Genomic DNA, 19,438 nt, shown 5'->3' with positions numbered 1-19,438 from the left:
CTGAGCCTGCGCAGATACCTGTGGGAGCGGGCTTGCCCCGCGAAGAGGCCGGAACAAGCACCACAAGACAGTTCATCCCACAGGTACCCCTCGGGCCTCAAGGCATAACGATACCTGTGGGAGCCATCTTGCCGGCGATCGCTATCCGAAATTGTCCCCGCTTCCCATGTCAGACCGACCGGTCACGATCCCGTAGCGTGTCCACGATTCCCATTCCAGGCAAAGCAGGATGCTTACCGATGCACTTCAGCGAACTGATGGCTGCTCTTTCCACCCGTGCGATCCGACTCCAGCGTGAAGACCAGGACCTGATCGTCCTCGGCGATGACGATACCCTGGACGACAGCTTGTGGGAGGCGTTGTCACGGCACAAGCCGGCGTTGCTGGAGATGCTCGCCGAACGCGATGACGACTGGCTCAGCCCGGCCTTCCGCATAACCCCCGACATGCTGCCGCTGGTCACGCTGGATCAGGAAGCCATCGACCGCATCGTCGCCAGCGTGCCGGGCGGCGCAGCCAACGTTCAGGACATCTACCCGTTGGCCCCGCTGCAGCAGGGCATGCTGTACCACCACCTGTCCGCCACCGAGGGCGACCCGTACCTGTCGCAGGTGCAACTGCGCTTCGCCAGCAAAACCCACCTGGAAGCCTTCGCCGAGGCGCTGCAGTGGGTGATCCAGCGCCATGACATCCTGCGCACCGCACTGCACTGGGAATACCTCGACCAACCGGTGCAGGTGGTCTGGCATGAAGCGACGCTGGTCCGCGAAGCCGTGCCAGTCGCTGGCAGCACAGCCCTCGCCGAGCTGTGCGCGCGCTTCGACCCGCGCCAGTATCGTCTCGACCTGCGCCAGGCACCGCTGATGCAGCTGATGCACGCGCAAGGCGAGGGCACTACGTGGGTGGCGCTGCTGATGTTCCACCACGTGGTGATGGACCATACTGCCCTGGATATCGTGCGCCGTGAAATCCAGGCGCACATCGCCGGCCAGTCCGACCGACTGGCGGCCCCCATGCCGTTTCGCAATGTGCTGGCCGCCGCTCGCCAGGCACTGGATGAGGACGCCCATGAGCGCTTCTTCCGCGAGATGCTGGGCGACATCGATGAGCCCACGCTTGCCTTCGGCCTGCAGGACAAAGGTGATGTGCAACTGGAGCAAGCACGCCTGACCCTGCCGCCTGCGCTCAGCCAGCGCCTGCGCAGCCAGGCCCGGCAACTCGGCGTGAGCCCGGCAAGCGTGTTGCACCTGGGCTTTGGCCGGTTGATCGGGCAACTGTCGGGCCGCCAGCAGGTGGTGTTCGGCAGCGTGCTGCTGGGCCGCATGACCACCGGCGACGGCAGCGAGCAGGCGCTGGGGATGTTCATCAACAGCCTGCCGTTGCGCATCGACCTGGGCCCAACCAGCGTGCGTGACGCCCTGCTGGCCACCCACCGACGGCTCAGCGCCTTGCTCGGCCACGAACAAGCATCGCTGGCCCTGGCCCAGCGCTGCAGCGGTGTGGCCGCGCCGGCGCCGCTGTTCAATAGTCTGCTCAACTACCGGCACAGTGACGCCGGTGATGCCGCCGAGATCATCCCGGTGGCTGCTGGCATCGATATCGTCGGCGCCGAGGAACGTACCGATTACCCGCTGACTGTCAGCGTCGACGACCTGGGCGACGCGCTGCGCCTGACCGTGCAGAGCCTGCCGGCGTGGAGCGCGTCACGCCTGTGCACGCAGTTCGAACAGGTATTGGCAAGCCTGGTCGACGCCCTGGAACACACCCCCACGGCAGCGCTGCAAGGGTTGCAGGTATTGCCGCCTGCCGAGCGTGATCAGGTGCTGCAACAGTTCAACCACACCGCCCAGCTTTATCCGCAGGGGCAGACCGTACACGCCATGGTCGAGGCCCGCTCCGCCACCGCGCCAGCAGCGGTTGCGCTGTTGCAGGATGGCCAGGCGCTGCGTTACGACGAACTCAACCGCCGTGCCAACCAACTGGCTCACCAGCTGATCGAACGCGGCGTTCAGGTGGGGGACCGCGTGGCCCTGTGCCTGCCGCGCAACAGTGGGCGCGTGGTTGCGTTGCTGGCAGTGCTTAAAGCGGGCGCGGCCTATGTGCCGGTGGACCCGGCGTACCCAGCAGAGCGCATTGCCTACCTGCTGGCTGACAGTGCCCCGGCACTGGTCGTGAGCGAGACTGCGGTAAATGGGCTGCCGGCCGAGGTGCCGCGCCTGGACCTGGACCACATCAGCACCTGTACTGCGCACGACAGCAACCCACAGCGACCTGGGCTGGACGCGCAGCAACTGGCCTATGTGGTCTACACCTCCGGCTCCACCGGCCAGCCCAAGGGGGTGATGATCGAGCACCACACGCTCGCCAACCTGGTGCATTGGCACTGCCAGGCCTTTGCGCTGGACGCGGATGCGCACACGTCAAGCGTGGCAGGTTTCGGGTTTGACGCCATGGCCTGGGAGGTCTGGCCAGCCTTGTGCGCCGGGGCCACGCTGCACCTGCCACCCGCGCACATCGCCAACGAGCATGTCGATGAGTTGCTCGACTGGTGGCTGTTGCAGCCACTGAAGGTCAGCTTCCTGCCCACCCCGGTAGCGGAGCAAGCCCTGCGTCGCGAACACCAGCACCCGACCCTGCGCACCTTGTTGGTGGGCGGGGACCGCCTGCGCCAGTTCGAGCGAGCGCCAGGCTTTACCCTGATCAACAACTACGGGCCGACCGAAACCACTGTTGTCGCCACCTCTGGGCAGGTCTTGCCCAACGGCGCACTGCACATCGGCCGGCCCATCGCCAATACCCGTGTCTATGTACTGGACGAAGGCTTGCAGCCAGTCCCGGTTGGCGTCGCGGGGGAGCTGTTCATCGGCGGCGTGCAAGTGGCGCGGGGCTACTTCAATCGCCCGGCGTTGACCGAACAGGCTTTTCTTGTCGACCCGTTCAGCGAGCAGCCCAACGCACGCATGTACCGCAGCGGTGATCGGGTGAGCTGGAATGCCGACGGCACCCTCGACTACCTCGGCCGCAACGACGACCAGGTGAAGATCCGCGGTGTGCGGGTTGAGCTGGGTGAAATCGAGGCCACCCTCGCGGCGCAGCCGGGTATCGACGCCGCCGTGGTGCTGGTGCGGGGCGAGCGTTTGCTGGCCTGGTTCACCGAGACCGCCCCTGTCGCCCTCGACGCCTTGCGCCAGGCCCTGCAGGCCCGCTTGCCGGCGCACATGGTGCCGCTGGCGTTCGTGCGCCTCGATGAGCTGCCGCTGACCAGCCATGGCAAACTCGACCGCCGTGCGCTGCCTGACCCAGAGGCCTCGCAGTTGTTCGGCCACGCCTACGAAGCGCCCACGGGCGAAACCGAAGCGACGATGGCGGCGATCTGGGCCGATGTGCTGGGTGTGCAGCAGGTGGGGCGCCATGACAACTTCTTCGAACTGGGCGGCCACTCGCTGCTGGCGGTGACGTTGGTCGAGCGCTTGCGCAAGGCTGGCCTGCTGATCGATGTGCGGGTGCTGTTCGCCCAACCGACCCTGGCTGCCCTGGCCGGCGCGGCGGGCATCGGCCACGAAGTGAAGGTGCCTGCCAACCGGGTACCCGCGCAGGCCCAACGCATCACGCCGAGCATGCTCAGCCTGATCGACCTGGACCAGGCAGCCATCGACGACATCGTCGCAACGGTGCCGGGTGGCGCCGCCAACGTGCAGGAAATCTACCCGCTGGCCCCGCTGCAGGAAGGCATTCTCTATCACCACCTGAGCGCCGAGCAGGGCGACCCCTACCTGCTGCAGACCCGTCTGGCCTTCGACAGTGTCGAGCGCTTGCTGGCCTGGGCCGGTGCGCTGCAACAGGTCATCGATCGTCACGATATCCTGCGCACCGCCGTGCTTTGGCAAGGGCTGGCGCAGCCGCTGCAGGTGGTTTGGCGCAAGGCCGAGTTGGTGGTCAGCGAAATCGACGACCTGGCCGATGACGATGGCCTGGCGCGGGTCGAACAGTTGCATGCCCGGTTCGATGCGCGGCACCACCGGCTGGACCTGACCCAGGCGCCATTGACCCGCCTGTATTACAGCCTGGACCCCTCCAACCAGCAGGTGGTGGCGATTCTGCTGTTCCATCACCTGACCCTCGACCACACGGCCATGGACGTGGTCGCCCGCGAGATGCGCGCCTTGCTGTTCGGCCAGGGGCACACACTGCCGGCAGCGGTGCCATACCGCAATTACGTGGCCCAGGCTCGCCTGGGCGACCAGGCGGCCCACGAAGCGTTCTTCCGCGAGATGCTGGCGGATGTCGAAGAACCGACCTTGCCACTGGGCTATGCCGATGTGCAGGGCGATGGCCGCGGCATCGAAACGGCGTTCCAGGCGCTGGACGGCGAAGTTGCCCACGGTTTGCGCACCCAGGCGCGGCAACTGGGCGTCAGTACCGCCAGCCTCATGCACCTGGCCTGGGCGCGCGTACTGGGCGTGCTGGCCAACCGCGATGATGTGGTGTTTGGCACGGTACTGATGGGCCGCCTGCAGGGCGGCGAGGGCGCCGACCGGGCGTTGGGGATGTTCATCAACACCCTGCCGCTGCGGGTGGACACCACGCTGGCCGTGCGTGCCGCCGTGCGCGCCACCCACCGCAACCTCTCGGCCTTGCTGGGCCATGAGCACGCGCCGCTGGCCTTGGCCCAGCGCTGCAGCGGCGTGGCCGCGTCCGCGCCGTTGTTCAGTGCCTTGCTCAACTATCGGCACAGCGCCGACGCGGCCGCCGGCGAGGCAATCTGGGAGGGTGTGCGCCTGCTCGGTGGCGAGGAGCGCAGTAACTACCCGCTGACCCTCAGCGTCAATGACCTGGGTGAAGGTTTCACCTTCAGTGTGCTGGCTATCGCAGGGATGGGTGCGGCACGGGTCGCCGCCTGGATGGTCAATGCCGTCACCCAGCTGCTGCAAGCATTGCAGCAAGGGCAGGAGGCGCGGGTCGACAGCTTGTCGATCTTGAGCGACGAAGCGCGCCAACAGCTGCTGGGCAGTTTCAACGCCACCGCACAGCACTACCCGCAAGGGCTGACGGTGCACGCGCTGGTGGAGGCCCGAGCAGCCGAGACCCCGGATGCCACGGCCGTGAGCCAGGATGGCCAGGCACTCAGCTATGGTGACCTGAACCTGCGGGCCAACCGCCTGGCGCATCAGTTGATCGCACGCGGCGTGCGCGGCGGTGACCGCGTCGCATTGTGCGTGGGCCGCAGCGCCGAACGGGTAATCGGCCTGCTGGCTGTGCTCAAGGCCGGCGCCGCCTATGTGCCGGTCGACCCGGGCTATCCTACCGAACGCATTGCCTACCTGCTGGCCGACAGCGTGCCCGCCCTGGTGCTGAGCGAAACGGGCATTGCCGGCCTGCCTGCTGACATACCCCGCCTGAACCTCGACCAGGCCGCCGCCGATGATGCCCTGGACAGCAACCCGCACGTACCTGGGCTGGATGCGCACCACTTGGCCTACCTGGTCTACACCTCCGGCTCCACTGGCCAGCCCAAGGGCGTGATGATCGAACACCACACCCTGGCCAACCTGGTGCACTGGCACTGCCAGGCCTTCGCGCTGGAGGCCGGTGTGCGTACCTCGAGCGTCGCAGGCTTTGGCTTCGACGCCATGGCCTGGGAAGTATGGCCGGCGCTGTGTGCCGGTGCCACGCTGCACCTGCCACCTGCGCACATCGGCAATGAACATGTGGATGAACTGCTCGACTGGTGGCTCGAGCAGCCGCTGGCGGTCAGTTTCTTGCCCACGCCGGTGGCCGAACAGGCGCTGCGCCGCGAACGGCAACACCCCACCTTGCGCACCTTGCTGATCGGTGGCGACCGTCTGCGACAGTTCGACCGCGATCCAGGCTTCGCCTTGGTCAACAACTATGGGCCGACCGAGACCACGGTGGTCGCTACCTCTGGCCAGGTCTTGCCGGGCGCGGCGTTGCACATTGGCAAGCCCATCGCCAATACCCGTGTCTATGTGCTCGATGCCCATCGCCAAGCGGTGCCCGTGGGCGTCGTGGGCGAGCTGTACATCGGCGGCGCGCAGGTAGCGCGGGGCTATTTCAATCGCCCTGAACTGACCGAAGAGCGCTTCCTCGCCGACCCGTTCAGCCGCAAGCCTGGCGCGCGCATGTACCGCAGTGGCGACCTGGTGCGCTGGAACGCCGATGGCACGCTGGACTACCTCGGCCGCAATGACGACCAGGTGAAGATCCGCGGCGTGCGCGTGGAGTTGGGTGAAATCGAGGCGGCGCTGACGGCCCAGGCCGGTATTGCCGATGCCGTGGTATTGGTGCGCGGCGAGCGCCTGGTGGCCTGGTTCACCGAACAGGTGCCGGTGGCGGTCGAGGCTTTGCGTCAGGCGCTGCAGGCCAGCTTGCCGGGGCACATGGTGCCGCAGGCGCTCATCCGCCTGGACCAATGGCCGTTGACCAGCCATGGCAAGCTGGACCGCCGGGCCCTGCCTGAGCCGGACGCGGCCCAACTGATCAGCCAGGGCTATGAAGCCCCTGCCAGCGAGACCGAAGCGGCCATGGCCAGCGTCTGGGCCGACGTGCTGGGCGTGGAACGGGTAGGGCGGCACGACAACTTCTTCGAGCTGGGCGGCCACTCGCTGCTGGCTGTGACCCTGATCGAACGCTTGCGCCAACAGGGCCTGCAAACCGACGTGCGGGTGCTGTTCGGCCAGCCCACCGTGGCTGCACTGGCTGCCGCGCTGGGCAAAGGTCGCCAAGTCAGCGTGCCCGAGAACCGTATTCCAGCGGGCTGCACCCACATCACCCCCGCCATGCTGCCTTTGCTGACGTTGGACGCCAGTACCCTCGAGCGCATCGTCGCCACGGTGCCAGGTGGTGCTGCCAACGTGCAGGACATCTACCCGTTGGCACCGCTGCAGGAGGGCATTCTCTACCATCACCTGAGTGCCGCAGACGAAGACCCGTACCTGCTGCAGTGGCGCGTGGCATTCGACAGCCAAGACCGCCTGCTGGCCTTCGCCCGGGCCTTGGACAAGGTCATCGCGCGCCACGATATCCTGCGTACCGCCGTGCTCTGGGACGGCCTGGTGCAGCCGGTGCAGGTGGTATGGCGCAGGGTGCCGGGCTCGGTGCTGGTCAATAGCAGCGAAGCCACCGGGCCTCTCGACCTGAGCCAAGCCCCACTGATCCGCCTGCTGCAGACCCCACAGCCAGGCACCGAAGGTCTGGAAGCCACCCTGCAGTTCCACCACATCGCCCTGGACCACACGGCCATGAAGGTGGTGCTGGAAGAAATCCGCGATCACTTGCGCGGCCAGCAGCCCAGCCAACCGGCCGTGCCGTACCGCAATTACGTGGCCCAGGCGCGCCTGGGCATCAGCGAGGCCGAGCACGAGGCGTTCTTCCGCGCCGAACTGGCCGACATCGGCGAACCGACCTTGCCCTATGGCCTGGCCGACCTGCAGGGCCAGGCCAGCGCCTTCGAGTTGGCTACGGTGCAACTGGCCCCTGAGCAATACCGGCGTCTGCGCAGCCAGGCCCAGCAGTTGGGCGTGAGCGCCGCCAGCGTGCTGCACCTGGCCTGGGCGCGGCTGGTGGCCGCCACCAGTGGCAACGACCGCGTAGTGTTCGGCACCGTGCTGTTGGGCCGCCTGCAAGGGGGCGCCGGCGCTGATCGGGGCCTGGGCATGTTCATCAATACCTTGCCACTGCGCCTGGACCTGCAAGGGCTAGGCGTGCGTGCAGGGGTGCGCCTGGCCCACCAGCGGCTGAGTGCATTGCTGGTGCACGAGCACGCTTCGCTGGCCTTGGCCCAGCGTTGCAGCGGCGTGGCTGCGCCGACGCCGTTGTTCAGTGCCATGCTCAACTACCGGCATGGCGCCAGCCAGCCCGAGCAGCAAGCGCAACGCGAAGCCCTGGAAGGCATCCAGGCACTGCCCAGCGGCGGCCACGGCAACTACCCGCTAAGTGTCAACGTGGACGACCTGGGCGATGGCCTGCGGCTGACGGCCCAGGTCAGCGCTCAGGTGGGGGCGCAGCGTGTCTGCGACCAACTGCTGCAGGTGCTGCACGGGTTGCTGGATGCGCTTGAGCACGCGCCTGACACGCCAGTGCAGCAGTTGCCGGTACTGACGCCTGATGAGCGCCGGCGACTGCTGGCCAATGCCCCGCAAACGCCTCACGACATGGCGCAACCGCTGCACGGGCTGTTCGAGGCCCAGGTACGGCGCACGCCCACTGCCATTGCACTGGTCGCCGAGGAAGGCGAGCTGAGCTATCGCCAGCTCGATGAGCAGGCCAATCGGCTTGCCCATCATTTGATTGTCTTGGGCGTCAAACCGGATGATCGTGTAGCGATCTGCGTCGAGCGCGGGCTGTCGATGGTGGTCGGCTTGCTGGCCATCCTCAAGGCAGGCGGCGCCTATGTGCCAGTTGACCCGGGTTACCCGGCTGAACGTATCCGCCACATGCTGAGCGACAGTGCGCCGCTGGCCGTGCTGGTGCACAGCGCTACCCGTGAGGTCGTATACGGCACCCCGGTGCAGTTGATCGACCTCGATCAGCCTTGCTGGGAAGCCCAGCCGATCAGCAACCCTCGCGTAGCCGCGCTGAACGCGAGCCACCTGGCGTATGTGATCTACACCTCCGGCTCCACAGGCCAGCCCAAGGGGGTGATGGTCGAACACCGCAACGTGGTCAACCTGGTGCGCTGGAGCCAGCGCCTTTGCCAGCTACCTGGCAAAGGTGCTGTGCTGCACAAGACCCCGGTCAGCTTCGATGCCTCGGTGTGGGAACTGTTCTGGCCGTTGTGCAGCGGCCTACGCCTGGTACTGGCGCGCCCGCACGGCCAGCGTGACCCGCACTACCTCGCGCAATTGATCGAGGCGCAGCAGGTCAGCGTGGTGCAATTCGTGCCGGCGTTGCTGCAGCAGTTCCTTGAAGCACCTGCGAGCGCTCGCTGCGCCAGCCTCAGCGATATCGTCTGCGGTGGCGGTGAGTTGACCCAGGTGCTGGCCGCCCAGGTACGCGAGCGCCTGCCGGGTGTGCGCCTGCATAACGTGTATGGCCCGACCGAGACCACCGTCGATTGCAGCGCCTGGACGCTGGAACCGGGCGCGGATCTGCCGCACGGGGCTTTGCCGATTGGTACTGCCATCGACAATACCCGGCTGTATGTACTCGACCACTACGACCAACCCGTGCCGTGGGGCGTGGTCGGCCACCTGCATATCGGCGGCGCGGGCGTAGCGCGGGGTTACCTGGGTTTGCCCGAACAGCAGGCCGAACGCTTCATCGCCAGCCCCTTCGTTGACGGCGATCGCCTGTACCGCAGCGGTGACCTGGTGCGCCAGCGCGAGGATGGCAACCTGGTCTTCCTCGGCCGTAACGACCACCAGGTCAAAATCCGCGGCCTGCGCATCGAGCCGGGCGAGATCGAAGCCTGCCTGGTGCGTGTGCCCGGTGTGCGCGAGGCCGTGGTACTGGCTTACGATGCCCCGGCCAGTGGGCCACGCCTGGTCGCCTACCTCACCGGTGAGCCACCCGAGGCGGACAGCCTGCGCCAGGCACTGCTGCACGACCTGCCGGAATACATGCTGCCGGCACAGTACATCCACCTCGACCAGCTGCCGTTGACGCCCAATGGCAAGCTCGACCGTAAAGCGCTGCCGGCGCCGGATGCTGCCTTGCATGAACGCCCCTACCAGGCGCCGCAGGGCCAGACCGAAACCCTGCTGGCCCAACTGTGGGCGCAACTGCTGGGCGTCGAGCACGTGGGCCGTCACGACAACTTCTTCGAGCTGGGTGGCCATTCGCTGCTGGCGGTAAGCCTGACCGCGCGGCTGCGCCTGGAAGGGCTGCAGGTCGATGTACGGACCCTGTTCGGCCAGCCTACCGTCGCGGCCCTGGCCGAGACCTTGGGGCGCAACCAGCAAGTGCTGGTACCTGAAAACCGCATCCCTGCCGGTTGCACCCACATCACCCCAGGCCTGCTGAGCCTGATCGACCTCGACCAACCCGCAATCGACCGCATCGTCGCGCGCGTGCCGGGCGGTGCGGCCAATGTGCAGGACATCTACCCGCTGGCTCCGCTGCAGGAAGGTATCCTTTACCATCACCTGAGCGCCGAGCACGATCCCTATGTGCTGTATTCCCGGCTGCGTTTTGACAACGGCGAACGTCTGCAAGCCTTCGCCAGCGCGCTGGACCAGGTCATCGCCCGCCACGACGTGCTGCGCACAGCAGTGCTATGGGACGGCCTGCCGCAGGCTGTGCAGGTGGTCTGGCGTCACGCACCGCTGCAGGTCCTGCGCGACGACGATGCGGCTACCGTTGGCCTGGACTTGAGCCAAGCGCCGCTGATTCGTCTGCTTCATCGCCAGGCACCGGGCAGCGGGTGCATCGAAGCCACCTTGCAGTTCCACCACATCGTCCTCGACCACACCGCCCTGGAGGTGGTCGGTGAGGAGTTGATTGGCTTCCTGCAGGGCACGCCGCCGGTCCAAACCCCCGTGCCGTATCGCAACTACGTGGCCCAGGCGCGCCTGGGTGTCAGCCAGGCCGAGCATGAGGTGTTCTTCCGCGAGCAGTTGGCGGATGTCGACGAGCCGACGTTGCCGTTCGGCCTTAGCGATGTGCAAGGCGATGGCCTTGGCATGCAAGAAGCCAAGCTGGCGCTGTCGGCCGAGCTGGCCGCAGGGCTGCGGCGCCAGGCACGGCACCTGGGCATCAGTGTCGCCAGCCTGTTCCACCTGGCTTGGGCGCGCCTGTTGGCCGCTGCCAGCGGCAAGGACCGCGTGGTGTTCGGCACGGTGTTGCTGGGGCGTTTGCAAGGCGGTGAGGGCGCCGAGCGGGCGCTCGGCATGTTCATCAATACCTTGCCGCTGCGGGTCGACCTGGGCGAGGTGAGCCTGCGCGAAGGGGCGCAGGCCGTGCATCAGCGCCTCAGTGCACTGCTGGCGCACGAACACGCGTCCTTGGCGTTGGCCCAGCGCTGCAGCGCTGTGGCTACACCGTTGCCGTTGTTCAGCGCCATGCTCAACTACCGCCATGGCGCAGAAGCCAGCGCCGAACAGCGGCAGGCGTGGCAAGGCATCGACGTACTCGAAGGCCAGGAGCGCACCAACTACCCGTTGAGCCTGAACGTGGACGATTTGGGGGTGGGCTTCCGCCTGGTTGCCATGACCCCGGCCGACGTAGGCGCGGCGCGTATCTGTGGGCAGATGAACCAGGTGTTGGAGGCCATGATTGAGGCCCTGGAGCAGACGCCGGAACTGCCGGTGCAGCGCTTGCCGGTGCTGGAGGCGCAGGAGCGTGAGCGTGTGCTGCTGGGCTACAACGATACGGCGGTGGATTATGACCTTGAGCAGACCCTGCACGGGATGATCGAGGCGCAGGTGTTGCGTACGCCGGATGCGTTGGCGGTTAAGGCCGAAGAGGGGGCGCTGAGCTATCGCGAGCTGAATGAGCAAGCCAACCGGCTGGCGCATCACCTGATCGGCCTGGGTGTTAAACCCGATGATCGGGTAGCGATCTGCGTCGAACGTGGGCTGTCGATGGTGGTTGGCCTGCTGGCCATCCTCAAGGCGGGTGGCGCGTATGTGCCGGTTGACCCCGATTACCCAGCGGAGCGCGTGCGGCATATGCTGAGTGACAGCGCGCCGGTGGCGGTGCTGGTGCACAGTGCTACGCGTCATGTACCGGATTCGTCCCAGGTTATCGACCTGGATCAGCCGACCTGGAACGCCCAGCCGTCCAGCAATCCAGTTGTCACCGGTTTGACCCCGCGTCACCTGGCCTACGTGATCTACACCTCAGGCTCCACCGGTTTGCCGAAAGGCGTGATGAACGAGCATGCCGGCGTGGTTAACCGCCTGTTGTGGATGCAAGACGCCTATAACCTCGGCGCTGAAGACGTGGTCTTGCAGAAGACCCCGTTCAGCTTCGACGTGTCGGTATGGGAATTCCTCTGGCCCCTGCAAACCGGCGCGCGCCTGGTCATGGCGCGTCCCGGCGGCCATCGCGATCCGGAATACCTGCGTCAAGTGATCCGTAGCGAAAACGTCACCACCTTGCACTTCGTGCCCTCGATGCTGGATGTGTTCCTGGCTCACGGCCAAATATCGGCAGATGGTCTCAAGCGCGTCCTGTGCAGCGGCGAAGCCTTGCCAGGCGGCCTGGTCCGACGCTTCCACACGCAATTGCCAACTGTCGAACTGCACAACCTGTACGGCCCGACTGAAGCAGCGGTGGACGTGAGCGCCTGGCACTGCGTGACGGCACCGGACAACACCCCCATCGGCAAACCCATCGCCAACACCACGCTGTATGTACTCGATACGCTGGGGCAACCCGTACCGCAAGGCGTGGCCGGCGAGCTGTTCATCGGCGGCGTGCAAGTCGCCCGAGGCTATCTGAACCGCGCCGAACTGACCGCTGAACGCTTCATCGACGACCCGTTCAGCACCCGCCCTGGTGCACGCCTGTACCGCACCGGCGACCTGGCGCGGCACCTGGCCGATGGCAACATCGAATACCTGGGCCGTAACGATGACCAAGTGAAGCTGCGCGGCCTGCGCATCGAGCTGGGTGAAATCCAGGCTGGCCTGACGGCCATCGAAGGCGTGAAGGAGGCAGTTGTTGTCGCCCGCGACCAGCGTCTGGTGGCGTACTACACCGGAGAGCAACAGGCCGCAGACGTTCTGCGCACGGCATTGCTGGCCCACCTGCCGGAGTTCATGGTGCCCGCGCTGTTCCTGCACCTGGACGCATTGCCCCTGAGCCCCAACGGCAAGCTCGACCGCAAGGCTTTGCCATTACCGGATACCGACGCCCTGCAAAGCCGCGTGTACGAAGCCCCAGAAGGCGAAACCGAAACCCTGCTGGCTGCGATCTGGGCTGAGCTGCTGGGCGTTGAGCGGGTAGGGCGCCACGACAACTTCTTCGAACTGGGCGGCCATTCGCTGCTGGCGGTGACCCTGACCTCGCGCCTACGCCAACAAGGCCTGCATGCCGATATCCGCGTACTGTTCGGCCAGCCGACCTTGGCAGCGCTCGCCGCTGCGGTGGGCGGTGAAACCCGTATCAGCGTGCCAGCCAACCGCATTCCGGCAGAGGGCACACGCATCACGCCGGACATGCTACCGCTTGCCGAGCTGTCCCAGGCGGCCATCGACACCCTGGTCGCGCAGATCCCCGGTGGCGTGGCCAATGTCCAGGATGTCTACGGCCTGGCCCCGCTGCAGCAAGGCATCCTCTACCATCACTTGGCCAGCGAAGGCGCAGACCCCTACGTGCTGCAGGCACGCTTCGCCTTCCCGACGCAAACCGAGCTCAATGCCTTTGCCGCAGCGCTCGACCAGGTCATCGCCCGTCACGACATCCTGCGCACCAGCATCCACTGGCAGGGCCTTGAGGAGCCCGTGCAGGTCGTCTGGCGCACTGTGCCGGCAGTCGGCGCAGCCGTGCGCGGTGATGAAAGCAGCACCACGCTCGACTTGAACAAGGCCCCCTTGATCCGCCTGCTCCCTAGCCACGGCAAGGGGCGCGTGGAAGCCACGCTGCTGATCCACCACATCATCCTCGACCACGCAGCCGTCGAACAGCTGGTGGCCGAGATCACCGCTGTGCTGCAAGGCCAGGCCCTGTCGCAGGCCAGCGTGCCCTACCGCAACTATGTGGCGCAGGCACGCCTGGGCGCCGATACCCAGGCTGACGAAGCACTGTTCCGCGAGTTGCTGGGCGACATCGACGAACCCACCACGGTATTCGGCCTACGTGATGCGCTCAGTGACGGCAGCCGTGTACTGGACAGCCGTCTGGCCCTGGATACGGCACTGGCCGGCCGCCTGCGCGAGCAGGCCCGCCTGCTTGGCATCAGCGTTGCCAGCCTGGTGCACCAGGCCTGGGGGCAGGTGCTGGCGCAACTGTCAGGGCGCGAGGAAGTGGTGTTCGGCACGGTGTTGCTCGGTCGTCTGCAAGGCGGCGAGGGGGCTGAACGGGCCCTGGGCATGTTCATCAACACCTTGCCGCTGCGGGTGAGCGTGGGTGCCACGGCGGTGGCCGAGGGCGTACGCCTGACCCACCAGCGGCTGGCCCGCCTGCTGGCCCATGAGCAAGCCTCGCTGGCGTTGGCTCAGCGTTGCAGCGCAGTGCCGGCGTCCCAAGCGCTGTTCACCAGCCTGCTCAACTTCCGCCACAGTGCACCGGCCAAGGCCGAGCTGCGCCAGGCCTGGCAGGGTATCGAACAACTGGCCGCGCATGAGCGCAGCAACTACCCATTGGTGGTCAACGTCGACGACGTGGGCGACGCCTTTGTGCTGACCGTACAAGCGGTGCCGGAGGTCGATGGCGCGCAGGTCTGCCGCCTGCTCAGCACCGCCCTTGAGCAACTGGCCGAGGCCCTTGCGCAGGCGCCGACCACGGCCCTGCACAAGGTGAGCCAGCTGGCAGTTGCCGAGCGCGAACTGGTGTTGCAAGGCTTCAATGCCACCCGCCGCGATTACCCACGGGAACATGCGCTGCACACCCTGTTTGGCACCTATGCCGCGCTCAGCCCTGCTGCACCGGCGGTGGTTCACGGTGGCCGGCAGTGGAGCTATGAGCAGCTCGAACAGCACGCCAACCGCCTGGCTCACCACCTGCTCGCCTTGGGCGTGCGCCCTGGCGATCGTGTGGCCCTGCTGCTGCCCCGCAGCATCGAGTTGCTGGCGGCGCAACTGGCGGCGAGCAAATGTGCGGCGGTGTTCGTGCCGCTGGACAGCAACGCGCCTGCCGAGCGCCAGGCCTTCATGATCGAAGACAGCCAGGCGTGTGTCTTGCTCACCTTCAGCAGCGAACAGCGTGTAGGCGATGCCATGCGCGTCGAACTGGACCGCCTCGACCTCACCGGGTATCCGCAGCAGTCGCCGGGCCTGGTGGTAGCCGCCGAAAGCGCCGCCTACATCATGTACACCTCTGGCTCTACCGGCACCCCTAAGGGGGTGCAAGTGCCGCACCGGGCCATCGTGCGCCTGGTGATCAACAACGGCTTTGCTGAATTTACCTGCCAGGACCGCGTCGCGTTCGCCTCCAACCCTGCGTTCGACGCCAGTACCCTGGAAGTCTGGGCGCCGCTGCTCAACGGCGGCACGGTGGTCGTCATCGACCAGGACCAGGTGCTGTCGCGTCAGGCATTGCGTGAGGTGTTGCTGGAGCAGCGCGTCAGCGTGCTGTGGCTGACTGCCGGCCTGTTCCATCAGTTTGCCGATGACCTGCTGCCGGCATTCGCCAAGCTTCGCTACCTGATGGTGGGCGGCGATGTGCTGGACCCGGCCATCGTCGGCCGGGTGCTGCGCGAAGGCGCCCCACAACACCTGCTCAATGGCTATGGCCCGACTGAAGCCACCACCTTCAGCACCACCCACCTCATCGCCACGGTCGGCGAGGGCAGCATCCCGATTGGCAGGCCGATCGGCAATGCCCGTTGCTACGTGCTCGACGCCCGTCAGCAGCCGTTGCCGGTTGGCGCGGTCGGTGAGCTGTACATCGGCGGCGCTGGCGTCGCCTTGGGGTACCTCGGCCAGCCGGCACTGACCGCCGAACGCTTCCTCGACGACCCGTACAGCCGTGAGCCGGGGGCGCGCATGTACCGCAGTGGCGACCTGGCCTGCTGGCAGGCCGATGGCACGTTGCGTTACCTGGGCCGTGCCGACCAGCAGATCAAGCTGCGAGGCTTCCGCATCGAGTTGGGTGAAATCGAAGCGCGCCTGGGCGCGTGTGCCGGTGTGCGTGACACGGCCGTGGTGGTGCGTGAGGACGTGCCCGGTGACAAGCGCCTGGTGGCCTATTTCACCGCCAACAACCCAGCCCCTGGCATTGCCGAGCTGCACCAACAGCTGCAAGGCCAGTTGCCGGACTACATGCTGCCAGCGGCCTACGTGTGCCTGGATGAATTGCCGCTGACCGCCAACGGCAAGCTCGACCGACGTGCCTTGCCGCAGCCCGGCAACGAGGCAGTACTCAGCCGTGCCTTTGAGGCGCCACAAGGCGAGGTTGAAACCACCTTGGCAGCGATCTGGGCCGACCTGCTCAAGGTCGCGCAGGTCGGGCGCCACGACCACTTCTTCGAGCTGGGCGGCCACTCGCTGCTGGCCGTGACCCTGGTCGAGCGCATGCGCAAGGCCGGCCTCAGTGCCGATGTGCGTGTGCTGTTTGCCCAGCCCACCCTGGCGGCGCTGGCCGCCGCCGTGGGCAGCGGTCGCGAAGTGCAGGTGCCGGCCAACTGTGTGCCGCATGCTGCCCGTCACATCACCCCGGACATGCTCAGCCTGATCGAGCTCGACCAGGCCAGTATCGACCGTATCGTCGCCACGGTGCCGGGCGGCGCTCTTAATGTGCAAGAGATCTACCCGCTGGCCCCGCTGCAAGAGGGCATCCTGTACCACCACTTGAGCGCCGCACAGGGCGACCCGTACCTGCTGCAGTCGCGCCTGGCCTTCGACAGCCTGGCGCACTTGCAGCGCTGGGCGGGCGCCTTGCAGCAGGTCATCGACCGGCACGACATTCTGCGCACCGCAGTGGTCAGCGAAGGGCTTGCGCACGCAGTACAAGTGGTTTGGCGGGAAGCGAGGATGCAGGTGAGCGCAATCGAAGGCCTGGCTACCGGGTCGGTGATCGATGCCTTGCAGGCGCGCTTCGACGCCCGTCACCAGCGCCTCGACCTGTCGCGGGCACCCTTGCTGCGCCTGCTGCATGCCGATGACCCGGCCAACCAGCGCGTGGTGGCGATTCTGCAATTCCATCACCTGGCCCTGGACCATACCGCCATGGAAGTCATCGCCAGCGAGATGCAGGTGTTGCTGGCGGGCCAGGGCGAACGCTTGCCGGCGCCAGTGCCTTATCGCACCTATGTTGCCCAAGCCCGCCTTGGGGCCGACGATGCCAGCCATGAAGCGTTTTTCCGCGAGATGCTGGGTGACCTTGACGCCCCGACCTTGCCGTTTGGCCTGAGCGACGTACAGGGTGACGGCCACGCTATCGAAGAAGCCCACCTGGCCATCGACGCCAGCGTGGCCCGCGGATTGCGCGAACAGGCTCGGCAGTTGGGCGTGAGTGCCGCGAGCCTGGCGCACCTGGCCTGGGCACGGGTGCTGGGTGTGCTCGCCAACCGCACCGATGTGGTGTTTGGCACCGTGCTGATGGGGCGCTTGCAGGGCGGTGAAGGGGCCGACCGGGCATTGGGCGTGTTCATCAACACCTTGCCGCTACGCATCGACTTGACTGCACCGGTGGCGCAGGCGGTGCGCGCCACCCATCAGCGGCTTTCGGCGCTGTTGGCGCACGAGCATGCCTCGCTGGCGTTGGCCCAGCGCTGCAGTGGCGTGGCGGCGTCCACACCGTTGTTCAGCGCCTTGTTCAACTACCGCCACAGCACGGCAGGGGTGCCTGCCGACGGCGATACCCACAGCCAGGGTGTTCGTCTGCTGGGCGGTGAGGAGCGTAGCAACTACCCGCTGACCCTCAGTGTCGACGACCTGGGCGAAGGCTTTGCCTTGAGTGTGCTGGCCCAGGCAGGCATTGGCGCCGAGCGGGTCGCTGGCTGGATGAACCAGGCCCTGGTCGAACTGCTGCAGGCGCTGACGCAGTCTGCGGCCAAGCCGGTCGAGGCATTGTCGATCCTGGACCCGGTGGCACGGCAGCAGGTGCTGGAAGCGTTCAATGCCACTGCACGCGACTACCCGAAAGGGCAGGCCGTGCACGCCCTGGTCGAGGCCCAGGCGGCCCGCGCACCGCAAGCGGCAGCGCTGGTGCAGGATGGCCAGGTACTGAGCTACGGCGAGCTTAATCGCTGCGCCAACCGCCTGGCGCATCACCTGATCAGCCGCGGGGTGAAGGTCGGCGACCGGTTGGCATTGTGCTTGCCGCGCACCCTGGAGCGCCTGGTCGGCCTGCTGGCCATCCTCAAGGCCGGTGCGGCCTATGTGCCGATCGACCCGGCCTACCCAGGCGAACGCATCGCCTACCTGCTTGAAGACAGCACGCCGGCATTGGTGCTGGTCGATGCGGCCACCCTGGCGCTGGTGGGGGACACCCCACGTGTCGAGCTGCACCGCGATGCCTGGCAGGGCGCAGCCGAAAGCAACCCCTGCGTGGCAGGCCTGGATGATCGCCAACTGGCGTATGTGATCTACACCTCCGGCTCCACCGGCCAGCCGAAAGGGGTGATGGTCGAGCATGCGACCCTGGCCAACCTGGTGCACTGGCACTGTGAAGCCTTTGCCTTGAAAGCCGGCAGCCATACCAGCACGGTGGCCGGTTTTGGTTTCGATGCGGTGGCCTGGGAGGTGTGGCCGGCGCTGTGCACGGGGGCCGTGCTGCACGTACCGCCCGCACGCATTGCTGGTGAGCACGTCGACGAATTGCTCGACTGGTGGCTGGAGCAGCCGCTGGCCGTCAGCTTCCTGCCCACACCCGTGGCCGAACAGGCGCTGCGCCGCGAGCGTCAGCACCCAACCTTGCGCACGCTGCTGGTCGGCGGCGATCGCCTGCGCCAGTTCGAGCGTGACCCAGGTTTTGCCCTGGTCAACAACTATGGCCCGACCGAAGCCACTGTGGTGGCCACGTCCGGGCAACTGCTACCCGCGGGGGCGCTGCATATCGGTAAGCCTATCGCCAACACCCAGGTGTATGTGCTCGACGAGCGCCGCCAGCCGGTGCCGGTGGGCGCCGTGGGCGAGTTGTACATTGGCGGCGCCGGCGTGGCCCGCGGTTACTTCAACCGCCCGGCACTGACCGAGGAGCGCTTCATTGCCGATCCGTTCACCGCCCAACCCCATGCGCGGCTGTACCGCACAGGTGACTTGGTGCGCTGGAACGCTGACGGCACCCTGGATTACCTGGGCCGTAACGACGACCAGGTGAAGATCCGCGGCGTACGGGTGGAGCTTGGCGAGATCGAAAGCGTACTTGCCGCACAGCCTGGTATCGGCGATGCGGTGGTGCTGGTGCGTGGCGAGCGGCTGCTGGCCTGGTTCACTGAAACCACACCGGTGGCAGTGGACACACTGCGCCAGGCTTTGCAGGCTAGCCTGCCCGCACACCTGGTGCCGTTGGCCTTCACCTGCCTGCCAGCACTGCCGTTGACCAGCCATGGCAAGCTCGACCGCAAGGCGTTGCCCGACCCGGATCCGGCGCTGCTTGCAGGCCAGGCCTATGTCGCCCCGCAGGGCGAAGTGGAAATGGCCCTGGCAGCGGTGTGGGCCGACATGCTGGGCGTTGAGCGAGTGGGCCGGCACGATAACTTCTTCGAGCTGGGTGGCCACTCGTTGCTGGCGGTGAACCTGACCGCGCGCTTGCGCCGCGAGGGCGTGCAGGTGGATGTGCGTACGCTGTTTGGCCAGCCGACGGTGGCGGCACTGGCGACGACCCTGGTCCAGGTGCAACAAGTGCAGGTGCCGGACAACCTGATCCCGGC

General features: G+C 66.7%; 1 protein-coding gene (running past one end of the window). It reads left to right on the top strand.

All coding sequences use genetic code 11. The features are described from left to right. Positions 1-239: 239 nt before the first annotated feature. Positions 240-19,438, top strand: partial view of a non-ribosomal peptide synthase/polyketide synthase gene (locus tag MFF34_RS06905; protein ID WP_238211651.1) — the 5' portion only. 3,133 nt of this gene lie beyond the right edge of the window; only the first 19,199 of its 22,332 coding nucleotides appear in the window; its start codon is at positions 240-242; its stop codon lies beyond the right edge, outside the window.

This window comes from Pseudomonas sp. PAGU 2196, assembly GCF_022179005.1.
GTDB classification, from domain to species: domain Bacteria; phylum Pseudomonadota; class Gammaproteobacteria; order Pseudomonadales; family Pseudomonadaceae; genus Aquipseudomonas; species Aquipseudomonas kermanshahensis.
The sequence above is the reverse complement of the archived record's forward strand: the minus strand, read 5'-3'. Positions and strand labels throughout refer to the sequence as shown.